The 22,602-nt window shown below is 64.4% G+C and carries 22 protein-coding genes; 17 read left to right on the top strand and 5 right to left on the bottom strand.

Going from position 1 to position 22,602, the window contains the following annotated elements:
- The first annotated feature begins 29 nt into the window (after positions 1–29).
- The 3 genes from acs to SxD43FB_RS03305 all read left to right on the top strand — a co-directional run bounded on the left by acs (position 30) and on the right by SxD43FB_RS03305 (position 5,312).
- Positions 30–1,973: an acetate--CoA ligase gene (gene acs, locus SxD43FB_RS03295; protein ID WP_096060946.1), complete on the top strand. Its 1,944-nt coding sequence runs from the start codon at positions 30–32 to the stop codon at positions 1,971–1,973.
- 25 nt (positions 1,974–1,998) lie between these two features.
- Complete coding sequence (locus tag SxD43FB_RS03300; protein WP_096060947.1) at positions 1,999–2,511, top strand: cytochrome b; 513 nt, start codon at positions 1,999–2,001, stop codon at positions 2,509–2,511.
- A gap of 155 nt (positions 2,512–2,666) precedes the next feature.
- Positions 2,667–5,312 carry a M1 family metallopeptidase gene (locus tag SxD43FB_RS03305; protein ID WP_096061013.1) on the top strand — a complete coding sequence of 882 codons (2,646 nt, stop codon included), beginning with the start codon at positions 2,667–2,669 and terminating at the stop codon, positions 5,310–5,312.
- Between the two features lie 180 nt (positions 5,313–5,492).
- Here SxD43FB_RS03305 and ggt read toward each other — a convergent pair whose 3' ends face one another.
- Positions 5,493–7,193, bottom strand: coding sequence for a gamma-glutamyltransferase (gene ggt, locus SxD43FB_RS03310; protein WP_096060948.1), 1,701 nt, complete (start codon positions 7,191–7,193; stop codon positions 5,493–5,495).
- A gap of 58 nt (positions 7,194–7,251) precedes the next feature.
- Complete coding sequence (locus tag SxD43FB_RS03315) at positions 7,252–8,304, bottom strand: quinone-dependent dihydroorotate dehydrogenase (protein ID WP_096060949.1); 1,053 nt, start codon at positions 8,302–8,304, stop codon at positions 7,252–7,254.
- Positions 8,305–8,656: 352 nt separating this feature from the next.
- Here SxD43FB_RS03315 and SxD43FB_RS03320 point away from each other — a divergent pair, with 352 nt between their 5' ends.
- The 12 genes from SxD43FB_RS03320 (at position 8,657) to SxD43FB_RS25110 (ending at position 17,664) form a co-directional block, all read left to right on the top strand.
- Entirely contained in the window at positions 8,657–9,601 is a 945-nt protein-coding gene (locus SxD43FB_RS03320) for a helix-turn-helix domain-containing protein (RefSeq protein WP_096060950.1), read from the top strand.
- 82 nt (positions 9,602–9,683) lie between these two features.
- Entirely contained in the window at positions 9,684–10,094 is a 411-nt protein-coding gene (locus SxD43FB_RS03325) for an Rrf2 family transcriptional regulator (RefSeq protein ID WP_043149212.1), read from the top strand.
- Positions 10,091–11,575, top strand: coding sequence for a Fe-S cluster assembly protein SufB (gene sufB, locus SxD43FB_RS03330; protein WP_043149210.1), 1,485 nt, complete (start codon positions 10,091–10,093; stop codon positions 11,573–11,575). Before SxD43FB_RS03325 ends, sufB begins: the two co-directional genes overlap by 4 nt.
- A 134-nt stretch (positions 11,576–11,709) precedes the next feature.
- Positions 11,710–12,117, top strand: a complete 408-nt coding sequence (locus tag SxD43FB_RS03335; protein WP_255245591.1) for an endonuclease domain-containing protein — start codon at positions 11,710–11,712, stop codon at positions 12,115–12,117.
- Positions 12,114–12,569, top strand: coding sequence for a hypothetical protein (locus SxD43FB_RS03340; protein WP_037476824.1), 456 nt, complete (start codon positions 12,114–12,116; stop codon positions 12,567–12,569). The genes SxD43FB_RS03335 and SxD43FB_RS03340 overlap by 4 nt, the downstream gene beginning before the upstream one ends.
- A gap of 173 nt (positions 12,570–12,742) precedes the next feature.
- Complete coding sequence (gene sufC / locus SxD43FB_RS03345) at positions 12,743–13,489, top strand: Fe-S cluster assembly ATPase SufC (protein ID WP_096060951.1); 747 nt, start codon at positions 12,743–12,745, stop codon at positions 13,487–13,489.
- 97 nt (positions 13,490–13,586) lie between these two features.
- Positions 13,587–14,339 carry a SufD family Fe-S cluster assembly protein gene (locus SxD43FB_RS03350; RefSeq protein WP_096061015.1) on the top strand — a complete coding sequence of 251 codons (753 nt, stop codon included), beginning with the start codon at positions 13,587–13,589 and terminating at the stop codon, positions 14,337–14,339.
- Between the two features lie 74 nt (positions 14,340–14,413).
- On the top strand, positions 14,414–15,667 hold the full coding sequence (locus tag SxD43FB_RS03355) for a cysteine desulfurase (protein ID WP_096060952.1): 1,254 nt from the start codon (positions 14,414–14,416) through the stop codon (positions 15,665–15,667).
- Complete coding sequence (locus SxD43FB_RS03360) at positions 15,667–16,131, top strand: SUF system Fe-S cluster assembly protein (RefSeq protein ID WP_096061016.1); 465 nt, start codon at positions 15,667–15,669, stop codon at positions 16,129–16,131. The genes SxD43FB_RS03355 and SxD43FB_RS03360 overlap by 1 nt, the downstream gene beginning before the upstream one ends.
- Positions 16,131–16,490: an iron-sulfur cluster assembly accessory protein gene (locus SxD43FB_RS03365; RefSeq protein ID WP_069065862.1), complete on the top strand. Its 360-nt coding sequence runs from the start codon at positions 16,131–16,133 to the stop codon at positions 16,488–16,490. The genes SxD43FB_RS03360 and SxD43FB_RS03365 overlap by 1 nt, the downstream gene beginning before the upstream one ends.
- 126 nt (positions 16,491–16,616) lie before the next feature.
- A complete protein-coding gene (locus SxD43FB_RS03370) occupies positions 16,617–17,459 on the top strand; it encodes an NAD(P)-dependent oxidoreductase (protein ID WP_096060953.1) in 843 nt (280 codons plus the stop codon).
- A 49-nt stretch (positions 17,460–17,508) separates the two neighbouring features.
- Positions 17,509–17,664: a hypothetical protein gene (locus tag SxD43FB_RS25110; protein ID WP_176482661.1), complete on the top strand. Its 156-nt coding sequence runs from the start codon at positions 17,509–17,511 to the stop codon at positions 17,662–17,664.
- Here the strand turns inward: SxD43FB_RS25110 and SxD43FB_RS03375 are convergent.
- Together SxD43FB_RS03375 and SxD43FB_RS03380 are read right to left on the bottom strand one after the other, a co-directional pair.
- The gene (locus SxD43FB_RS03375; protein WP_096061017.1) at positions 17,661–18,557 is read right to left on the bottom strand and encodes an EamA family transporter; all 897 of its coding nucleotides are present in this window, start codon (positions 18,555–18,557) and stop codon (positions 17,661–17,663) included. The genes SxD43FB_RS25110 and SxD43FB_RS03375 overlap by 4 nt on opposite strands.
- Positions 18,550–19,569: a beta-eliminating lyase-related protein gene (locus tag SxD43FB_RS03380; protein ID WP_096060954.1), complete on the bottom strand. Its 1,020-nt coding sequence runs from the start codon at positions 19,567–19,569 to the stop codon at positions 18,550–18,552. The genes SxD43FB_RS03375 and SxD43FB_RS03380 overlap by 8 nt, the downstream gene beginning before the upstream one ends.
- 138 nt (positions 19,570–19,707) lie before the next feature.
- On the opposite strand from SxD43FB_RS03380, the gene SxD43FB_RS03385 reads away from it, so the two are divergent.
- Positions 19,708–20,799 (top strand): branched-chain amino acid aminotransferase, encoded by a 1,092-nt coding sequence (locus SxD43FB_RS03385; RefSeq protein WP_096060955.1) that lies wholly within the window; start codon positions 19,708–19,710, stop codon positions 20,797–20,799.
- 84 nt (positions 20,800–20,883) lie between these two features.
- Entirely contained in the window at positions 20,884–22,095 is a 1,212-nt protein-coding gene (locus SxD43FB_RS03390) for a UbiH/UbiF/VisC/COQ6 family ubiquinone biosynthesis hydroxylase (RefSeq protein ID WP_096060956.1), read from the top strand.
- Between the two features lie 7 nt (positions 22,096–22,102).
- Here SxD43FB_RS03390 and queF read toward each other — a convergent pair whose 3' ends face one another.
- Entirely contained in the window at positions 22,103–22,564 is a 462-nt protein-coding gene (gene queF, locus SxD43FB_RS03395; RefSeq protein WP_096060957.1) for a preQ(1) synthase, read from the bottom strand.
- Positions 22,565–22,602: the final 38 nt, after the last annotated feature.

Below are 22,602 nucleotides of genomic sequence, written 5' to 3' on the forward strand. Positions count from 1 at the left end.
AATGATTACGCGATGGAAAGGATGCCCCCATGCCTGACGATTTCTTCCCGGTGCCGGGGGACTGGGCCAGCCGCGCGCTGATGGACCGGGCCGCGCGTGATGCCGACTATGCGCGTTCGATCGAGGCGCCCCACGACTATTGGCTGGAGCGCGCCCAACGGCTCGACTGGATCACGCCGCCGACCAAAAGCGACGAAAGCAGCTTTGCCGAAGCGGATTTCGGTATCCAATGGTTCGCGGACGGTGTGCTCAACGTCAGCGCCAACTGCATCGACCGCCATCTGGCCACGCGCGGCGATCAGGTCGCGATCCTGTGGGAACCGGACAGCCCCGACGAAGCGCCACGCCGCTACACCTATCGCCAACTCCATGAAGAAGTGTGCCGCTTCGCCAATGTCCTGAAAAGGGCTGGCGCGCGCAAGGGCGACCGAATCACCATCTATATGCCGATGATCCCGGAGGCCGCCTTCGCCCTGCTCGCCTGCGCGCGGATCGGCGCGGTGCATAGCGTGGTGTTCGGCGGCTTTTCGCCCGAAGCGCTGGCGGGCCGCATCATCGATTGCGATTCAACGCTGGTCATCACCGCTGACGAAGGCCGCCGCGCGGGCAAGACCGTCCCCTTGAAGGCCAATGTCGATGCCGCGCTCACACATAGCCCCGGCGTCAAACATGTCGTCGTCGTGCAGGCGACCGGCGGCGCAGTGACGATGGCGGAGGGCCGCGACCTGTGGCTGCATGAAGCCGCCGCGACCGTCGAGACCGACTGTCCGCCCGAACCCATGCAAGCCGAAGACCCGCTGTTCATCCTCTACACATCGGGATCGACCGGCAAGCCCAAGGGCGTGCTGCACACATCGGGGGGCTATCTGCTCTGGGCCGCGCTCACCCATGAACTCTGCTTCGACTATCGGCCCGGCGACATCTACTGGTGCGCGGCCGATATCGGTTGGGTCACGGGGCACAGCTATATCGTCTATGGCCCGCTGGCGAACGGCGCGACGACGCTGATGTATGAAGGCGTGCCCAACTGGCCGACCCCGGCGCGGATGTGGGAAGTGGTCGACCGGCATCAGGTCCAGACCCTCTTCACCGCCCCCACCGCGCTGCGCGCGCTGATGAAGGAGGGCGACGCCCATGTGAAGGCGACCAGCCGCGCCTCGCTCCGCCTGCTCGGCACCGTCGGCGAACCGATCAACCCGGAGGCATGGCGCTGGTATCATGGTATCGTGGGCGAAGGCCGCTGCCCGATCATCGATACTTGGTGGCAGACCGAAACCGGTGGCGCGATGATCGCGCCGATGCCGGGTGCGACCGACCTCAAACCCGGTTCCGCCACCTTGCCCATGCCGGGCGTGATGCCGCAGATCGTCGATACCGAGGGCAAAGTGCTGGACGGCGCGACCGAGGGCAATCTGGTCATCGCGCATAGCTGGCCGGGGCAGATGCGGACCGTCTATGGCGACCATGACCGCTTCTTCCAGACCTATTTCACCACCTATCCCGGCAAATATACAACGGGCGATGGCGCACGCCGCGATGCCGATGGCTATTATTGGATCACCGGGCGCGTCGATGACGTCATCAACGTATCTGGCCATCGCATGGGTACGGCCGAGGTCGAAAGCGCGCTGGTGCTGCACGAAAGCGTCGCCGAAGCGGCGGTGGTCGGCTTTCCCCATGATATCAAGGGACAGGGCATCTATGCCTATGTCACGTTGAATGCCGGGATCGAGCCGGACGACGCATTGCGCCAGACGCTGGTCAAATGGGTCCGCAGCGAAATCGGCCCGATCGCCACCCCCGACGTCATCCAGTTCGCGCCCGGCCTGCCTAAGACCCGCTCCGGCAAGATCATGCGCCGCATCCTACGTAAAATTGCGGAAGGCGAAGTGTCTGCGCAGGCGCTAGGCGATACCAGCACCCTGGCCGATCCTTCGGTGGTGGACAATCTGGTCGCCAATCGTCACGGTTAGGAAACGAACAGAAGGAAGCGCTGCCATGGACCGCTATAATGGAGTCGCCCGCGCCCTGCATTGGGCCATGGCCTTGCTCATCATCCTCGCCCTGGTGCTTGGCATCGGCCATGATGCACTGCCCAAGGATTGGGCCGTGATCCCGATCCACAAGTCGATCGGGCTGACCGTCCTGGCGCTGACTTTGGTGCGGATCGTTTGGCGGCTGGCCAATCCCGCGCCGCGCTTGACCGTCGCCATGCCCAGTTGGGAAAAAGGCGCGGCGCACGCCACCCACGCGCTCTTCTATATCTTCATGATCGTGCTGCCCCTGTCGGGCTGGATCATGACGTCGGCGGGCACGCGGCCCTTGAACTGGTTCTTCCTGTTCGACGTCCCCAAATTTCCAGTGACCAAGGGCGACTTGATCGTCGATCTGGCGGGCGAAGGGCATGAGATTATGGGCTTTGTCTGGGCGGCGTTGATCCTGCTCCATATCGGCGCGGCGTTGCGGCATCATTATCTGCTCAAGGACAATGTGATGCGGCGGATGCTGTAGGCACCCGCCGACCAACGGGCGTTCGGGTTCGACCAACGACGTTGTAATAGCATTACATCGCTTGACCGACGCAGCGAAACGGTTGATCCCGCGTTGCATCAGGGCGCAGAGCCATGTGGCCGCGCCGTCAAGACGTGTCGGAGTCTCAAAAGCCTATGTCCCTCGCCAAAATCCTGCCGCTGCTGCTGGCCGCCGCCCCCATCGCCCTTGCCACGCCCGCGCTGGCGCAGACGGCTCCCACCGGCCCCGCCGCCGGGATCACCACCCAATTGCCGCGCGGCGCCGTGCCCAGCCATTATGCGATCACGGTTACGCCGGACGCCGCCAATCTGAAGTTTACCGGCACGGTGACGATCGACGTGGCGGTCAGCACGGCCATGCCGACGCTGGTGCTGAACGCCGCCGACCTGAGCTTCGGCGACATCATGCTGACGCCCGCCAAGGGCAAGGCAATCAAGGGCATGGCCAAGGTCGATGCCGATGCGCAGACGGTGACGCTCGACTTCGGCAAGCCGCTGGCACCCGGCAACTATAAGCTCGCCATCGCCTATGCCGGCGTCATCAACACCCAGGCGAACGGCCTGTTCGCGCTCGACTATACCGACAATGACGGCGCAGCGAAGCGCGCGCTCTTCACCCAGTTCGAAGCGCCCGACGCGCGCCGTTTCGTGCCGAGCTGGGACGAGCCAAGCTATAAGGCGACCTTTGACCTCAGCGCCATCATCCCCACCGGCGAACTGGCGGTCGGCAACATGCCGGTCACATCCACCAAGGATCTGGGCGGCGGCAAGACCCAGGTGACGTTCGGCACCAGCCCCAAAATGTCCTCCTACCTGCTCTTCTTTGGCCTGGGCGAACTGGAACGCGCGACGAAGATGTCCGGCGCGACCGAAATCGGCGTGATTACCGGCAAGGGCAATACGGGCAAGGCGCAACTGGCGCTCGACGCATCGGTGTCGATCCTGCCCTATTTCAACGATTATTTCGGCGTCCCCTACCCGCTGCCCAAGCTCGACAATGTCGCTGGCCCCGGCCAGAGCCAGTTTTTCAGCGCGATGGAAAATTGGGGCGCGATCTTCACCTTCGAGCGCGCCTTGCTGGTCGATCCGCGCTTTACGTCGGAGGCGACCAAGCGCCGCATCTATGAAACCGTCGCGCATGAAATGGCGCATCAGTGGTTCGGCGATCTCGTCACCATGGCCTGGTGGGACGATCTATGGCTGAACGAAGGCTTTGCGAGCTGGATGGCGACCAAGGTCACCGACAAGTTGCAGCCCGACTGGCAAATGCTGCTGACCCGCGTCGATGGTCGCGAGGCGGCAATGAGCCTCGACTCGCTCGCCACCACCCACCCCGTCGTTCAGAAGATCACCACCGTCGATCAGGTGAACCAGGCGTTCGACGCCATCACCTATCAGAAGGGTGAAGCCGTCATCACCATGCTGGAGGGCTATGCCGGCGAAGATGTGTGGAAGACCGGCATCCGCAGCTATATGAAGGCCCATGCCTATGGCAACACCGTCACTGACGACCTGTGGAAGGCGGTCGAGGGCGCAGGCGCCAAGGGGCTGGTGTCGATCGCACATGACTTCACGTCGAAGCCCGGCATCCCGCTGGTCAAGGTCGACAGCGCGCAATGCCAGGGCGGCAACACGCTGCTGACGCTGAGCCAAGGCGAGTTCAGCCGCGACAAGAAGGACAAGACCCCCTTGAGCTGGAATGTGCCGGTCATGGCGCAGACCATCGGCGCCGCGCCGCAGCGGCTGATCCTGCAGGGCAAGGGGCAAATGACGCTGCCGGGCTGCGGCGCCTATGTCGTCAATGCCGGGCAGACGGGCTATTATCGTTCGCTCTACCCCGCCGCCAATGTCGAGGCGCTGGCCGCCGGTTTCACCAAGCTGCCCGCAATCGACCAGACCGGGCTGCTGGCCGATAATTTCCAGCTTGGCTTGGGCGGTTATCAGCCGATGGGCCTGGCGCTCGACCTGATCGACGCCGTGCCCGCCACCGCCACCCCTGCCGTGCTGGCGCAGGTGCCCGGCTATCTGGACAGCGCCTATGCCATGCTGGAGGGCGACACGGCCGGGCAGGCTAAGGTCGCGGCCTACACGTCGGCCAAGCTGACACCGGTTCTGACCGGCATCGGTTATGATGCCAAGCCGGGCGAAAATCCGCAGGTGCCCGTGCTGCGGTCGGCGCTGGTCGGTACATTGGGCGAGATGGGCGACAAGGCCGTGGTCGCCGAAGCCAATCGCCGTTTTGCCGCACTGGCGAGCGATCCCGCCGCGCTCGACGGCCCGCTGCGCAACGTCTGGATGGCGATCATCGCCAAAAATGCCGATCAAGCGACGTGGGACAGGCTGCGCGCGCTAGCCAAGGGCGCAAAGACCGACCTGGAAAAAAGCACGCTCTATGCGCTGCTCGGCGGGGCCAAGGATGAAAAGCTCGCCCGCCAAGCGCTCGACCTCGCACTGACCGACGAACCGGGCAAGACCACCAGCGCGGCGATCATTTCGCAGGTCGGATACGAACATCCGATGCTGGCGGTGGACTATGTGCTGGCGCACCGCGCGCAATATGAAGGGTTGATCGACGTGTCCGCCCGCAGCCAGGCGCTCGCGCGGCTGGGCGGGGGGTCGGCCGACCCGGCGATGGCGACCAAGCTGGACGCCTATGCGACCCAATATCTGACGCCGGAGTCCCGCAAGGTGGTCGATCGCGCCATCGCCGCGATCAACACCCGCATCGAAACCCGCACCCGCCTGAAGCCAGCACTGACGGCCTGGTTCGCCGAAAAGTAAACGGAAAAGGGCGGCCTGTGAGCCGCCCTTTTTTTGCCAACTCCCTTAAATCCTCCCCTGTAAGGGGAGGGGGACCACGAAGTGGTGGAGGGGTGTCACCCTATCGAGAGCGTGACACCCCTCCGTCCGCCCTACGCGCAGCCACCTCCCCTGCCAGGGGAGGAAGGCACCCAATAGACCTCACTCCTGCAACGACACGCCCGGACTGCGCGGGTCGGCCGCGCCCTGCCAGCGGCCATCGGGCAGGCGCTCGGCCGCATTGGCCTTGAGGCCCATGCGCGACAACGACACGCGATGGCCGAGCTTTTCGAGCGGTGCCTTCATCGCCTCCAGCGACGTGCCCTGTTCCAGCACCAGCCCTTCGCCGTTGAAGTAGATCAGCCCATGCGCGATCGACTCCTGCGCTGACAGGCCCCAGTCGAAATGGGCGATCAGCGCCTTGGCCACCTGCATGATGATCGTCTTGCCCCCCGCCGCCCCAACAGTGAAGACGGGCGTCCCCGCTTCATCATAGACGATGGTCGGCGACATGGACGATAGCGGGCGCTTGCCCGGCTCGACCCGGTTGGCGACCGGCGCGCCATCCTTTTCCGGGGTGAAGCTGAAATCGGTCAGTTCATTGTTCAGGATCACGCCGTTCGCGATCAACTGGCTGCCAAAGAAGCTCTCGACCGTCGATGTCCAGGCGGCGATGTCGCCATCCCGGTCCACCGCGACGAAATGGCTGGTGCCGCTTTCGGGCTGCGGCCGCGAAGCCGTGCGCGGCTGCGCGCCGGGCGGCGTGCCGGGCTGATAGTCGTTGAGCGCCTTGTTCAAACGGATGCGCGCCGACCGCTGCTTGAGATAGGCGGGATCGATCATCTCCGTCAGCGGCACCGACACGAAATCCGGGTCGCCCAGCCATGTGCCACGATCAGCATAGGCCAGTTGCATCGCCTCGCCAATGACATGCCAGGACCGAGGATCATCCTTGCCCCAAGTGCCGAGCGGAAAACGCTCGACCATGCCCAATATCTCCAGCACCGTGACCCCGCCCGACGAGGCCGGCCCCATGCCGCATACGGTATAGACGCGATATTTGCCGCAGATGGGCTTGCGCAGCTTGGTCTGATAGCCCGCAATGTCCGCTTCCGTCATCGGCACCGGGTTTTTCGGCGCGTTGGTGACGGTCTGCGCCAGGATGCGGGCATTTTCGCCCGTATAGAAAGCGTCCGGCCCTTCCGCCGCAATCCGCTTGAACAATGCGGCGAGCGGCGGGTTTTTGAGCATCGTGCCCATCGGCGCAGGCTTGCCATCGATCCAGAAATAGCGCTGGATTTCAGGGAAGTCGGCCCACACCCCCGCGACCGCCTTCATCGCGGTGTCGAGCCGCTGGCGCACTTCATAGCCCTCTTCCGCCGCGCGAATGGCGGGCTGGAACAGATCGGCCCAGGGCAGCTTGCCCCATTTGCGATGCGCGTCCCACGCCAACCGCACATTGCCCGGCACCCCGACCGAATAGCCGCCCGGCCAGGCGTTGCGGAAGGACAGCGGTTGGCCATCGGCCCCCATGAACCGGTCGGGCCGGGCGGCGGCCGGTGCCGTCTCGCGCCCGTCGATCGATTCCAGCAGCCCGGTCTCCCCGTCATGATGCATCAGGAAACCACCGCCGCCGATGCCGCTATTATGCGGCTCGACCACGTTCAGCGTCAGCATCATGGCGATGGCGGCATCCGTGGCGCTGCCCCCCTTGCGAAATATCTCCTGCCCCGCCTGCGCCGCGCGCGGATCGGCGGCCGAAACGGTGGCATTGGTCGATACCGGCTCGCGCGCGACGGCGGGCAGCGGTACCAGGGCAAGAAGGGCGAAAGGGGCCAGCAGGCCAGAAAAACGAGATGTCATGGGGCTTACCCTATAGCGGGAGTTGCCGATCGCAACCCTTTCCAGCCCCTTGGACGGATCAGCCGTCGATACCCACCAGATCGGCAATGGTCGCCACCCCGTCGCGCGCCATCAGCGCCTTCAACTCCCGGTTGATCCGCCGCGCCAGATACGGCCCTTCATAGACCAGCGCGCTATAAAGCTGGATCAGCGACGCCCCCGCCCGGATGCGGGCATAAGCCTGCGCGCCCGTAGCGATGCCCCCCACCCCGATCAGCGGCAACCGATCGCCCAGCAGGCGACGGAAATCGCGCAGCCGCGACAGCGACAGGTCGGTCAGCGGCGCACCCGACAGCCCGCCCGCTTCGCCGGCATGGGCCGATCGCAGCGCGGGCCGGGTGATGGTGGTGTTGGACACGATCAGCGCATCGACCCTGTGGTCGATACAGGCCGCGGCGATATCCTCGACATCGGCCGGTTCCAGGTCGGGCGCGACCTTCAGGAAAATGGGCGGGCCTCCAGGCGCGCGCGCGGCCATTACGGCACTCAGCAAGGCGTCTAGCGCACTGCGATCCTGCAGCGCGCGCAGGCCCGGCGTATTGGGGGACGAGATGTTGACCGTCAGATAGTCGGCCAGCGGTGCCATGCAGGTGACGCCGGTGACATAGTCGGCAATGCCCCGCCCGGCGGCGGCCGCATCCTTGTTCGCGCCGATATTGATGCCGATCACGGGGCCGTCGCCGACCGGGCGGCGATAGCGGGCGATACGATCCGCCGCCGCGCCCTGCCCACCATTGTTGAACCCGAACCGGTTGATCACCGCCTTGTCCTCGACCAGCCGGAATAGGCGCGGCTGCGGATTGCCCGGCTGGGCCAGCGGCGTCAGCGTTCCCAGTTCGGCAAAGCCAAAGCCAAGGCCGTGCATCTTGTGTGCGATCCGCCCATCCTTGTCATAACCCGCCGCCAATCCGACCGGATTGGGAAAGCGAATGCCCGCCACCATGGTTGCGAGCATCGGATCGGGTGCCAGCGGCGCGCGTGTCGGCATCATCCGCAGCGCAGCAAGAGAGAGATGATGGGCACGCTCGGCATCGAGCGCAAACAGCAGCGGGCGGATCAGACGATAGGACATGGGACGTGCCTATGACAGCGCCGCGCCGACACGTCGAGTCGCTGTGGCCAAAGCGCCACAACCGCCTGTTAGTGACATATCATGACAGGAAACGTCATGAATGAGACGGTTTAGGGCAGTGGAATGTCTGATTCATCCAATAATATTACGGCGATTCCGGCGTAAAGCACCCCTGCGACCCGAAGGCTCGACGGCTTCCAGCCGATGAGACCTTTTCCTGACCCGGCGATGAAAATCGCCGGGTCATTTTTATGTGCAGTGCAGTAGCGAGGCAGAAAAGTAACAGTTCTTTCACCATGTTACTTGCGCGCGGGTGCAGTTGGCGCATAGTAAACCCCTTGGGGTGAAAAAAATGGGGTTGCACAAATTCGGAATGGCCGGGGGCGCAGTCGCCCTGCCGGACGAAGGGGGTCCGCTGTCCTATACAGTGGCCGCCGCGCAGGGACCGGTGCGGCTGCGCTATTTCGCGCCGCCTGAACAATTGCGTGCCTATTTCGGTTCGCTTTATCTGTTCACCGTCGACGCCGATCATTATGGCGACGCCACCCGTGCTGACGTGCCACAGCTGCGTTTCATGCTGTCGGGCGGCGGTAACTATCATTTTCAGGACGATGTCGTGATGCCGACGCCCGACGTCTGCCTGCTCGGCCCGACCATGGGCGCGACCCGCTTCGAATTGAACCGGCCCAGCCGGGTCGTCGGCATCTCCCTCCTGCCCGCCGGGTGGCAATCGCTCCATGGCGGCGATGCCAGCCTGTTGGCTGACCGCCTGTGCGACCTCGCGGCGGTCGGCGGCGCGCATCATGCAGAGCTACTGGCGGAATTGCGGGCGATCGGCGAGACGGAGGCCGACGAGATCGCGGCGCGTTGCTGGGCCGCACTGGGCCGCTTGGTCAAACCGCTGCGCGGCACCACCTGGGCTTTGCTCGACGCGGTCGATGGCTGGCTGATGGGGGAAGGATCGCCGCGAATCGAGGCGCTGGCCGAAGCCACCGATCTGTCGCCGCGCCAGCTCGCGCGCCTCACCAACAAATATTATGGTGCCCCGCCCAAGCTGCTGGCACGCAAATATCGTGCCCTGCGCTGTTCCGCCCGAATCGCACTGGACGGCGAAAGCTGGCAGCAATTATGCGAGGAGGCGGGCTTCTACGACCAGTCCCATTGTATCCGCGAAATCAAACACTTCATCGGCCTGACCCCGCATCAGTTGCAGAACGAGCCCTCTGCCGTCGCCCAGCTCACCCTGCTGCGCCGTTCGCTGGGCAGCGACGTGGCGATGCTCAACCGCCTATCCTAATTAGCCCTTGATTCCCGAGCCTGAGAGGACCAAATGCCAATCGGACGATATTGATCCGATTTAAGAATGGTTCGCAACTGGCATGAGATTATCAAGCTTCGCTGATTATGCGGTCGTGCTGATGTCCGCCGCTGCGCGCCATTGCGGCGCTGCCAAGATGAACGCGACCACCCTGGCCGCCGAAACCGGCATCCCGTTGCCTACGGCGCAAAAGCTGGTGGGGCGCTTGTCGTCGGCAGGCCTGCTCGAATCGAGCCGGGGCACGGGCGGCGGCGTCCGCCTGTCGCGCCCGCCCGCCACCATCACGCTGGCTGATGTGGTGGAGGCGGTCGAAGGGCCGATCGCCATGACCGCCTGCGCCGACACGGGCACGCATGACTGCACGCTGGAGCAGGATTGCCGCATTCGCCCGCATATGAACGTCGCCAATGAAGCGATCCGCGCTGCCCTGGCTGGCGTGACCATCGCCAGCCTTACACGAGAAATGGCATGACCGAGCAAATCACGACTGTCCGTAACCAGGAAGCGCAGGACGCGGCCGACCGCGCGTCGACCTACGAACATGGCTGGTCGTCCGCCATCGAACAGGATTTCGCGCCCAAGGGGCTGAACGAAGACACGGTCCGCTTCATCTCCGCCAAGAAAAACGAACCGCAATGGCTGCTCGACTGGCGGCTGAAGGCGTTCGCGATGTGGAAGACGATGACGCCGCCCGACTGGGCGAAGCTCAACGTGCCCCCGATCGATTATCAGGACGCCTATTATTACGCCGAACCGAAAAAGAAGGTAGAGCTGGATTCGCTCGATGAAGTCGATCCCGAAATCCTCGCCACCTACAAGAAATTGGGCATCCCCATCGCCGAACAGGAAGTGCTGGCCGGGGTGAAGGGCAGCCGCCGCGTCGCGGTCGATGCCGTGTTCGATTCGGTGTCCGTCGCCACCACTTTCCGCAAGGAGTTGGAGGAGGCAGGCGTCATCTTCCGCTCGATCAGCGAAGCGGTGCGCGAATATCCCGATCTGGTGAAAAAGTGGATGGGCAAGATCGTACCCATGCACGACAATTATTTCGCGACGCTCAACTGCGCCGTCTTTTCTGACGGCACCTTCGTATATATCCCGAAGGGCGTCCGCTGCCCGATGGAGCTGTCCACCTATTTCCGCATCAACGCGGAAAATACCGGCCAGTTCGAACGCACGCTGATCGTGGCCGACGAAGGCAGCTATGTCTCCTATCTCGAAGGCTGCACCGCGCCGATGCGCGACGAAAATCAGCTGCACGCCGCGGTCGTGGAACTGGTCGCGCTGGACGATGCGGAGATCAAATATTCGACTGTCCAGAACTGGTATCCCGGCGACGCGGACGGCAAGGGCGGCATCTATAATTTCGTGACCAAGCGCGCCTTGTGCCAGGGCAAGAACAGCAAGGTGAGCTGGACCCAGGTGGAAACCGGGTCGGCGATCACCTGGAAATACCCGTCCTGCGTCCTGAACGGCGACAACAGCGTCGGCGAATTCTACTCGGTCGCGCTGACCAATAACAGGCAGCAGGCCGATACCGGCACCAAGATGATCCACAACGGGAAAAACACCCGCTCGACCATCGTGTCGAAGGGGATCAGCGCGGGCCGATCGAACAACACTTATCGCGGGCTAGTGCGGGTTGCACCGGGCGCGGAGGGCGTGCGCAACTTCACCCAATGCGACAGCCTGCTGCTGGGTGACCAGTGCGGCGCACATACCGTCCCCTATATCGAGGTCCGCAACCCCAGCGCGCAGATCGAGCATGAAGCGACGACCAGCAAGATCAGCGACGACCAGCTCTTCTACGCCATGCAACGCGGGCTGGACGCCGAAAGCGCCGTCAGCCTGATCGTGAATGGTTTTGCGCGGGAAGTGCTGCAGCAATTGCCGATGGAATTCGCGGTCGAGGCGCAGAAATTGCTGGGTATTTCGCTTGAGGGGTCTGTCGGGTGATGCACGCCCCCACCCCAACCCCTCCCCTGAAGGGGAGGGGCTTAAGTAGTCGCGAGACGAGTGAGCGTAGCAACTCCCCTCCCCTTCAGGGGAGGGGCCGGGGGTGGGGGCTCTCGGCTGAGCGCCTCGCCCAACTGGATGGCTTCGCGCGCGACATGCGCAAAGACCCGACCGAACCGGAGAAGCGCCTATGGACCCGTCTATCTAGCTCCCAACTTGGCGGTCACAAATTTCGTCGTCAGTCCGTAATAGGTCCGTTCATTGCCGATTTCTTCTGCCCGCAAAAGGGGTTGGTGATCGAAGTGGATGGCGACACACACGACATTCTGGCGGATCTCAAACGCGATGCCGCAATGAACAGGCTGGAACTAAAGGTGCTGCACGTCGGGAATGCAGACGTGATCCGCAATCTTGAAGGCGTGTGCGAAAACATACTTCGCACGCTTGAACTGATGCCTGATCGTTGGGCTAGCCCCCACCCCAACCCCTCCCCTGAAGGGGAGGGGCTTTTAGAACAACACTCCAAGGGAACAGAGTTTTGAGCGACGAAGACGATATTCAGGATGCCCTCGCGGATTTCGCGGAGGATGTCGGCAATGGCCAGTCATGGACCGCCGCGATCCGTATCCTGACCGAGGATTATGAGCTGGAAGAGGGCGAGCTGGAGCCCCGCGCCCGCGCCGATTTCGGCGATCTCGACGCGTTCGAGGCGGCCAGCCGCGATGCCCTGCAAAAGGCGGACGCGGCGATGACCGAGAAGCTGCGCAAGGACAAGGCGTTCCACAAGGCGAAGGCGCCTAACCTCGCCCGCATGGGTCCGGTCAGCGAATTCGTCGTCGCCCTGCTGGAAAAGGGACCGCCAGAGGGCGAGGCCGACTGGTGGCCCTATATGCCGGTCAAGCGCTACATCGACACGCTCTTCCCCGCGCCGGGCGACGTGCGCGACATGGCCTTCTGGACCGCCCGCACCCTCCAGCGCGCGCATGAAGGATAAGGCGATGCGCGGAGCATCCTTCATCCTCCCCTGGCAGGGGAGGTGGCAGGGCGCAGCCCTGACGGAGGGGTGTCCCGCCATCGATAGGGTGACACCCCTCCACCATCGCGATGCGATGGTCCCCCTCCCCTTACAAGGGAGGATTTCAAATATTGCACCGCCGGGAATGATCCATGCTTAATATCGACAACCTGACCAACACCATCGACGGCAAGACGATCCTCAAAGGGCTCTCGCTCACCATCAATGCGGGCGAAATCCACGCGATCATGGGGCCGAACGGCGCGGGCAAGTCGACGCTGGCCTATACGCTGGGCGGACGGCCAGGCTATGACGTGACCGGCGGCGAGGCGCTCTACGACGGTGTGAACTTGTTCACATTGGAGCCGCATGAGCGCGCCGCGGCAGGTCTGTTCCTGGGCTTTCAATATCCGGTCGAGATCCCCGGCGTATCCAACCTCCAATTCCTGCGCGAAAGCCTCAACAGCCAGAAGCGCGCGCGCGGCGAGAAGGAATTGAACGGCGGCGAATTTATCCGCCTTGCCAAGGAAAAGGCCGCGCTGCTCGGCCTCGACATGGACATGCTCAAGCGCCCGGTGAATGTCGGCTTTTCGGGCGGCGAAAAGAAGCGCGCCGAAATGGTGCAGATGGGCATCCTCGATCCCAAGCTGGCGATCCTCGACGAGACCGACTCCGGCCTCGACATCGACGCGCTCAAGATCGTGGGCGCAGGCATCAACGCCATCATGCGCAAGCCCGACAAGGCCGTGCTGCTCATCACCCATTATCAGCGGCTGCTCGACTATGTGAAGCCCGACTTCGTACATGTGCTGGCGGACGGACGCATCGTCAAATCGGGTGGCCCCGAACTGGCGCTGGAACTGGAACGCGAAGGCTATGCTGAGGTAGTCGCCGCATGAGCGCCGCAGGCATCTCCCTTTTTCTCCGCGTCTCTGCGCCTCCGCGTGAGATGACTTTGTTCACGCGGAGACGCAGAGACGCGGAGGAGTCGTGCCTGTGACCGCCCTCGCTCTGCCGACCCGCCGCCAGGAAGACTGGCGCTATAGCGACCTGGAGGCGCTCGCCTCGCTGTGGCCCTTGCCCGCACCGACCCGCATCAATGTGGCCACCGGCGAAACCGCCAACCATCATTTGTTGCAGGACGCTGCCGATGGCAGCGCAGCCGTGCATGACTATGTCATCACCGTCGCCGACGATGCGCGCTGTGATTTCCACCTGCTCAACATCGGCGGCAAGCTCGGCCGCGTGACCTTTGCCGTCACACTGGGCGCGCGCGCGCATTTCGGGCTGCATGGCGCGATCATCGGCGGCGGCGACCAGACGCTGGAGATCATCACCTCGGTCACCCATGCGCAGCCCGACGCGACCAGCGGCCAAACCGTCCGGTCGGTCCTGGGCAGCCGCGCCACCGGCAGTTATCTCGGCAGCATCAACGTCGCCCGCGACGCCCAGCGCACCGATGCGTTCCAGTCGATCAAGGCGATGCTGCTCGATCGCACCGCGACGGCCAATGCCAAGCCGGAACTCGAAATCTACGCCGACGACGTCAAATGTGCCCATGGCGCGACTGTGGGCGAACTGGACAAGGCCGCGCTCTTCTACATGGCCTCGCGCGGCATGGACCCGGCGACCGCCAAGACGCTGCTGCTGCGCTCCTTCGTCGCCGGCGTGTTCGACGACATGCCCGACGAAGCCCTGCGCGAACAGTTCGAAGCGGCGGCGATCGCCAAGCTGGAGTCGCTGGTATGAGTGAAGATACATATGCTCCCCTCCCCTTCAGGGGAGGGGCCGGGGGTGGGGGCCATCCTCTTGACCCAGCGCGTGTGGCATCCCCCCACCCCAACCCTTCAAACGAGGCACGTGACTCGTTTGAACCTGAAGGGGAGGGGCTTAAGGGACTCCGCCACGACTTCCCCGGCGTTCTCGACTGGCACTATCTCGACAGCGCCGCCACCGCGCAAAAGCCGCAGGCCGTCATCGACGCCATCGCCCGCGCCTATGGCCCGGACTATGCGACCGTCCATCGCGGCGTCTACGAGCGCTCGGCCAATATGACGCTCGCCTATGAAGCCGCGCGTCGCAAGGTCGCCAGCTTCATCGGCGCGGCATCGGACAGTGAAATCGTCTATGTCCGTGGCGCGACGGAGGGGATCAACCTCGTCGCCCAATGCTGGGCAGCCGAACAATTGAAGGCGGGCGACCGCATCCTGCTCTCCACCCTCGAACATCATAGCAATATCGTGCCGTGGCAGATGGTGGCGGAAAAGGTCGGCGCGCATATCGACGTCCTTCCCCTGACCGCCGATGGCCAGATCGACCTCGACGCGATGCGCGCGATGATCACGCCCCGTCACCGGATGGTCGCGCTGTCCCATGTGTCGAACGTGCTGGGCAGCGTGCTCGATTGCCGCCGTGCCGCCGACATCGCCCATATGGTCGGTGCCAAGATCCTGATCGACGGCTGCCAGGCAGTCCCTCGCATCGCCGTGGATGTGCAGGCGCTGGATTGCGATTTCTACGTCTTTTCCGCGCATAAACTTTATGGCCCGACCGGCATCGGCGTGCTGTGGGGTCGTGGGGAACTGCTCGACGCCATGCCCCCCTATCAGGGCGGCGGATCGATGATCGACAAGGTGACGTTCGAGAAAACAACCTACGCCCCTGCCCCGACCCGGTTCGAAGCGGGCACCCCGCACATCACCGGCGTCGTCGGCCTGTCGGCGGCGATCGACTATGTCGAGGCGATCGGGCTGGACGCGATCCACGCGCATGAAGGCGCGCTGGTGGCCAAGGCCCGCGCGGCCCTGGAAAACCTCAACAGCATCCGCGTCTTCGGCCCCGAAGACTCGGCCGGCATCCTCTCCTTCGCGGTCGAGGGGGTGCATCCGCACGATGTCGGCACCATATTGGACGAAACCGGGGTCGCGATCCGGGCCGGGCATCATTGCGCCCAGCCCCTGATGCGGCATCTGGGCGTCGAAGCGACCGCGCGGGCGAGCTTTGGCATTTACAGTGATGAAAGCGACGTGGACGCGCTGGTGCGCGGCCTGGAGCGGGTAAGAAAGATTTTTGGATGATGAGCGAAGAGCGCAAGATCATGGTGGAAGAAGTCGAAACGGTGCAAGCCCCGCCCAAGGCGCGCGTCGACAGCCCGCCCGCGTCCGGCGAACGCCAGCGCGACTATCTCGACGGCTTCCTCGCGGCTAAGCCGACCCCGATCGCCGCGGGCGAGCCGGGCGGCAATCTCTATGACGCCGTCGTCGATGCGCTCAAGGAGATTTACGACCCGGAAATCCCGGTCAACATCTATGATCTTGGCCTCATCTACGGCGTCGATGTGACCGACGAAGCGCATGTCGTCGTCACCATGACGCTGACCACGCCGCATTGCCCGGTCGCCGAATCCATGCCCGGCGAAGTCGAACTGCGCGTCGGCGCGGTGCCCGGCGTCGGCGACGCGCAGGTCAACCTGATCTGGGATCCGCCCTGGGATCCGCAGAAGATGAGCGACGAAGCCAAGCTCGAACTGGGAATGCTGTAATGACTGTCGAGACCAAGACCCGCGCCCGCCCGGCTGCCGTCATCCTGACGAAGAGCGCCGAGCAGCGTATCGCAGACCTGATGGCGCAGGCGCCCGCAGGTACGATCGGCGTCAAGCTCTCGACCCCCAAGCGCGGCTGTTCGGGCCTTGCCTATTCGGTCGACTATGTCACCGAAGAAGCGAAATTCGATGAGAAGATCGAGACCCCCGGCGGCATTTTCTACATTGATGGCGGGTCGGTCCTCTATCTGATCGGATCGACCATGGACTGGGTGGAGGATGATTTCACCGCCGGCTTCACCTTCGCCAACCCCAATGCCAAGGGCAGCTGCGGCTGCGGCGAGAGCTTCACGGTTTAATCTCTACAGCCGTTCGTTTCGAGCGCAGTCGAGAAACATGGACGCGGCGTTTCTCGACCTTGGTCGGTTCTGAACGCCTGCCTTGGCAGGCAGTCGAAGGGCTCAAAACGAACGGAGATATGGTTTTTGCCCCATTTGCTGATCTTCGGGCTGGGCTACACCGCCGCCCGCCTCGCCACCCGGCTGCGAACCGAAGGCTGGCACGTCACCGGCACGCGCCGTAGCGCCGGGGCCGACACGCTGGCCTTCGATGACGCACCCGCCGTCCGCGCCGCCATCGCCAGCGCCACGCATATCCTTTCCTCGGTCCCGCCCGAAGGCGAAGTCGATCCCGTCCTGGTCCGCTACGGCGCTGCCATCTCCGCCGCACCCGCGCGCTGGACCGGCTATCTTTCCTCCACCGGCGTCTATGGCGATACCGGCGGCGCATGGGTGGACGAAGCCAGCCCTATCGGCGCAGGCCGCCGCACCGCCCGCGCCGATGCTGATGGCGATTGGGGCACGCTCCGGCCCGATATGCGCCGCTTTCGCCTGCCGGGCATCTATGGGCCGGGCCGATCGGCGCTGGACCGGGTGCGGGAGGGGCGCGCGCATCGCATCGACCTGCCGGACCAGGTGTTCAGCCGCGTCCATGTCGATGACATTGTTGCGGGCATTCTCGCCTCCTTCGACGGCCCGCCCGGCATCTATAATCTGTCGGATGATCTGCCCTGCGCCCAAAATCGGGTGATCGAGGCTGCCTGCGATATGCTGGCCCTGCCCCATCCGCCGCTGCTGACGATGGATCAGGCGCAGTTATCGCCCATGGCGCGCGGCTTCTATGCCGAAAACCGCCGCGTCGCCAATGGTCGCGCCAAGCGGTTGCTCGGATGGCAACTGCGCTATCCCACTTATGCACAGGGGCTGGCGGCATGTCTGAAGGCGGAAATCGGTTCGCCGCAAGCGCGGATTATGCTTACCCCTTCTTAACCATATCGACGCGAAGAGGGCCTTGCCGCAACAGAGCAGGACGCCCCCCATGGACAGTATCGAAACCACCTTCACCGCGCTCAGCCGCCGCATGACCCGCCTGTCCCCGCCCGCACCGATCGCAGGCGTCCAGCCGTCGCTGTCCAGCCTGATCGACCGGGTCAACGCCGCCAAGCAGCACTATCAGCCAGGCCTGCGCCGCTAAGCCTTTTTCGCACGCAACGCGATCACCATGCCGACGACCGCCAACAGCGCGCCCGACGCCGCAAGCCCCGTCCAGCGATAACCCTCGACCAGCGTCGAAATCAGCATCGCGATGACCGGGATCAGCACCGCCGTATAGGCCGCCCGCCCGGCGCCCAATCGCTGGATCAGGCGGAAATAGAGCGGGAAGGTGACCACCGATCCCGCCAGCGCAAGCCAGCCTATCCCCAACAGATAGGTGAGGCGCGGTTCGATCACCGGTGGTCCGGTCGTGACCCAGGCGAACAGCGCGTTGATCCCCGCCCCGATCAGCATCGCCCAAGCCAGCATCGCCACCATCGGCAGCCGCCGTGCGATATCCATGCCCTGCATCACATTGGCGGCCGAAGCGCTGAACAGCCCGATGACCGAGAAGCCGACGCCCAAAAGAACCTTGTCCGGATCGACGCTGGCGGCCCGATATTCATGCACCAACATCATCGCGATCCCAGTCATGGCCACCGCCGACCCGGCGATGAAAGCACGGCTGACCGGCTGACGAAACACGATCCACGCCAGAATCGAATTGGGGATCAGCAACATCGCGTAGAAAACCGCGACCACCCCGGACGTCAGATGTTCTTCGGCGCGATAAACGAAGTTGAAGTTCAGCACGAATTGCGCCGTCCCCAGCAAGGCCGCGAACAGCATCCCAGCCCCACCGATCCGCAGCGATACGCCGCGCATCCGCGCAAAGGCCATCATCGCGACCCCGGCCAGCGCAAAACGATAGCAGACCGACCAGCTGGCGGGCACGCTGCCCAACTGATCGCGAATGACGATCCAGGTCGAACTCCAGATCAGCGTGACGAGGATGAAGGGCAGGACGATGCTGCCCCGATCGTCATCAGCCATGGTCGAGCCTGCGCAGCGCATCCGCTAGCGGCGCAACACTGTCCGCATCCTGCGACCAGTTGGTCACGATCCGCGCAGCGCCCGCGCCCCAGTCGTAGAAATCGAACCCCTGCGCCCGCAGGCTGGCAGCCTCCGGGGCGGAAAGCCGCAGAAACAGCTCGTTCGCCTCGACCGGATGCAGCAACCGCCCCGCCGCCGCTCGGGCAAGCGCCTGCGCAGCCGCATTGGCGGCGCTGGCATTGGCTAGCCACAAGCCATCCTCGACCATCGCCAATATCTGCGCGGCGAGATAGCGGCCCTTGGAAAATAAATGGCCCGACCGCTTGCGCCAGCGCATCGCTTCTGCGGCCCGGCGCTCTCGCTCCGGCCCGAAGAACAGCAGCGCTTCCCCGACCATCCCGCCATTTTTGACGCAACCGAAACTCAGGGCATCGACGCCAGCGCGCCAGGTGACATCGGCGGGCGCGCAGCCCAGAAAGGCCACCGCATTGGCGAACCGCGCGCCATCCATGTGAAAGCCCAACCCATGCGCGCGCGCAATATCCCCCAGCGCCGCAACCTCGTCGGGCGTGTAGACGCGACCATATTCAGTGGCATTGGTGATGCTGATCGCGCGCGCGGGCACTTGATGCACATCCGGGCGAATCGCCGCCAACCGCTCCGCCACCACGTCCGGCGTGAGTTTCGCGCCCTCGCCCGGCAGCGGCATCAGGCTCGCGCCATGGGTGAAGAAGCCCGGCGCACCACATTCGTCGACGACGATATGCGCCTCGTCATGGCAGAGGATGCCGCCATAAGGCGGGCACAGGCAGGCCAGCGCGATGCTGTTCGCTGCCGTACCGGTCGCCACCCACAACGCGCTGACCGGCGCTTCGAACAGATCGCTAAAGGCCGCGTCGAGCCGCGCGCTCCATTGGTCGCCATCATAGCCATGATCCTCCCGGTCGGCGGCGGCGATCGCGGCCATGACGGGCGGGCAAAGCGGAGTGGCGTTATCGGAGAAAAAATGCATCGGCCAGCGTTAGCGAGGCTATGGCCCAGCGCCAAGAGGCCAGCTTGAGCCGAGCGGCCTGATGGGTCAGCATAGGTGACGTTGTTTCCCGCCCCGCTTTGTGACATAGGCAGCCCGTCCAACCCAAGGAGACAGATTATGGACGGCCAGCATAGTTCGCGTTTCACCGTTACCCGCAGCAGCAAGACTGTGGCGGCGAGCGAGCGCGCCACCCTGCTGGAGGATCCCGGTTTCGGCCGCCTCTTCACCGACCATATGGTGACGATCCGCTATACCGAGGGCGAGGGCTGGCATAGCCACAGCGTCGGTCCGCGCGAACCGTTTCAGATCGACCCGGCCTGCGCCGTGCTGCATTATGCCCAGGAAATTTTCGAAGGCATGAAGGCCTACCGCCTTGCCGACGGCAGCATCGCGATGTTCCGGCCGGAGGAAAATGCCCGCCGCTTCGCCCAGTCGGCCGAACGGCTGGCTATGCCCGAAATCCCCGAAGACCTGTTCCTCGAAGCCGTCGCGCAACTGGTGAAGATCGACGCCGACTGGATTCCGAGCGGCGAAGGCAGCCTTTATCTGCGCCCCTTCCTGTTCGCGAGCGAGGCCTTCCTCGGCGTGCGCCCGTCGAAGGAATATATTTTCTGCGTCATCGCTTCGCCGGCCGGGGCCTATTTCAAGGGCGGCAAGAAGGCCGTGACCCTGTGGGTGTCCGAACATTATACCCGCGCCGCGCGCGGTGGCACGGGTGCCGCCAAATGCGGCGGCAACTATGCCGCCAGCCTGGTCGCACAGAAGGAAGCGACCGAGCAAGGCTGCGATCAGGTCGTCTTCCTCGATGCCGCCGAAAATAAGTGGGTCGAGGAATTGGGCGGTATGAACGTCTTCTTCGTGATGGAGGACGGCTCGATCGTCACCCCGCCGCTGACCGGCACCATCCTGCCCGGCATCACCCGCAACAGCATCATCACCCTCGCCCGCGCCAAGGGCCATGATGTGCGCGAAGAGCCCTACAGCTTTGCTCAGTGGCGCGCCGATGCCGCCAGCGGCGCGCTGCGCGAAGCCTTCGCCTGCGGCACGGCAGCGGTGGTCACCGCGATCGGCACGGTCAGGAGCAAGGATGGTGACTTCACCATCGGCAATGGCGATGGCGGCCTCGTCACCGAAAGCCTGCGCGGCGAACTGACCGGCATACAGCGCGGGACCGTCGCCGATCCCGCCGGTTGGGTGCATATCGTCTGAGGTGATCAGGCTGGCCCCTGCCCTTTTGGGCGAGCGGGCCAGCCATCGCTTTTCAAGTCGGTCCCGACCGCCTAGACAGGGGTCATGGAACGCTTCGACGTCGTGATATTGGGCGGTGGCCTTGTCGGCCTGACCCTTGGCATAGCTCTTTCCGGCCATGGCGTACGCACCGCCATCGTCGATCCCGCCGATCCGGTGGATACAACTGCCAGCGGCTTCGACGGCCGCGTCTCGGCCATCTCCTCGACCAGTTGCGCCATGCTCTCGGCGATCGGGGTCATGCCCTTCCTCGATGGCAAGGGCTGCCCGATCGACCGCATCTGGGTGAGCGATGGGCTGGAACCGGGCGCGCTCGATTTCGTGCCGGACGCCGACGATGACGGCGTAATGGGAACGATGTTTCCCAATCGCGATTTACGCGTCGCGCTCGAACAAACCGCCCAACGGGCCACAAACCTGACCCGCTACCAGCCCGACCGCGCGACACATGTCGATCGCAACGAGGATGGCGTCGTGTTGACGCTGGCCAGCGGCGCGGCGATTCGCGGCGCGCTGCTGGTGGCGGCGGAGGGGCGCAACAGCCCGACCCGCGAGGCGGCGGGCATCCGCACCACCCGTTGGCAATATAGCCACACCGCCATGGTCAGCGCGATCGACCATGACGTGCCGCACGGCAACACCGCTTATGAGATTTTCTATGTCGGCGGCCCCTTTGCGCTACTGCCCATGCTGCCGGGTACCCGCTCCGCGATCGTGTGGACCGTGCCGAGCGAGCAGGCGCCCGCCATGCTCAAACTGTCCGAACGCGCCTGGCTCGCCGAAGCACAGAAGCGCATCGGCGGTTTCCTGGGCGAGATCCGCATGGCTGGCCCCCGCTCCTCCTATCCGCTGGGCTTCCATCACGCCGCCCGCATCACCGATACGCGGCTCGCGCTGGTCGGCGACAGCGCCCATGCGATCCACCCGATTGCGGGCCAGGGGCTGAATCTTGGCCTGCGCGACGTCGCCGCGCTGGTCGAAGTGCTGGTCGATGGCATGCGCCTCGGCCTCGATCCGGGCGATGCGCAACTGCTTGCTCGCTATCAGCGCTGGCGCGGGCTGGACGCGATCATGACCAGCGTGGCGATGGACGGCCTCGTGCGCCTGTTCGACATTCCGGGCCGCCTGCCAAAGCTGGCGCGGCGAGCGGGGCTCGCAGCGGTGCAGCGCACATCGCTGCTCAAGGGGCGCTTCATGGCCGAAGCGCGCGGCCAGTCCGGGGCGCTGCCCCGGCTGCTGACCGGCGAGTTGGTCTGATCGGCGCTCAGCCCCGGCCGCGATAGCCGGGCACGTCCTGCGTGGGCAGCCACAGCCCCGCAGGGGGATCGCCCGATTGCCAGAAAACGTCGATCGGGATGCCGCCGCGCGGATACCAATAGCCGCCTATTCGCAGCCAAATGGGGTTCATTTCGGCGAACAGCCGCTCGCCGATCCCCACCGTGCAATCCTCATGGAAGGCCGCATGGTTGCGGAACGCCCCCAGAAACAGTTTGAGCGACTTGGATTCAACGATCGTCGCAGCGGGCGCATAGTCGATCACCAGATGGGCGAAGTCGGGCTGGCCGGTCACCGGGCAGAGCGAGGTGAATTCCGGCGCGGTAAAGCGCACCAGATAGGGTTTGCCCGGTCGCGGATTGGGCACATAATCGAGGATGGCGGCTTCCGGCGTGGCGGGAAGCGCGCTGGTCTGGCCCAGATGGAGCGGGGTTTGGCTAAGGTCGGTCATGCGCGCCCCTTACGCGATTGCCCGCCCGCTGTCATCGG

Origin of the sequence: Sphingobium sp. D43FB (assembly GCF_002312805.1) — a bacterium.
Classification (GTDB): Bacteria; Pseudomonadota; Alphaproteobacteria; order Sphingomonadales; family Sphingomonadaceae; genus Sphingobium.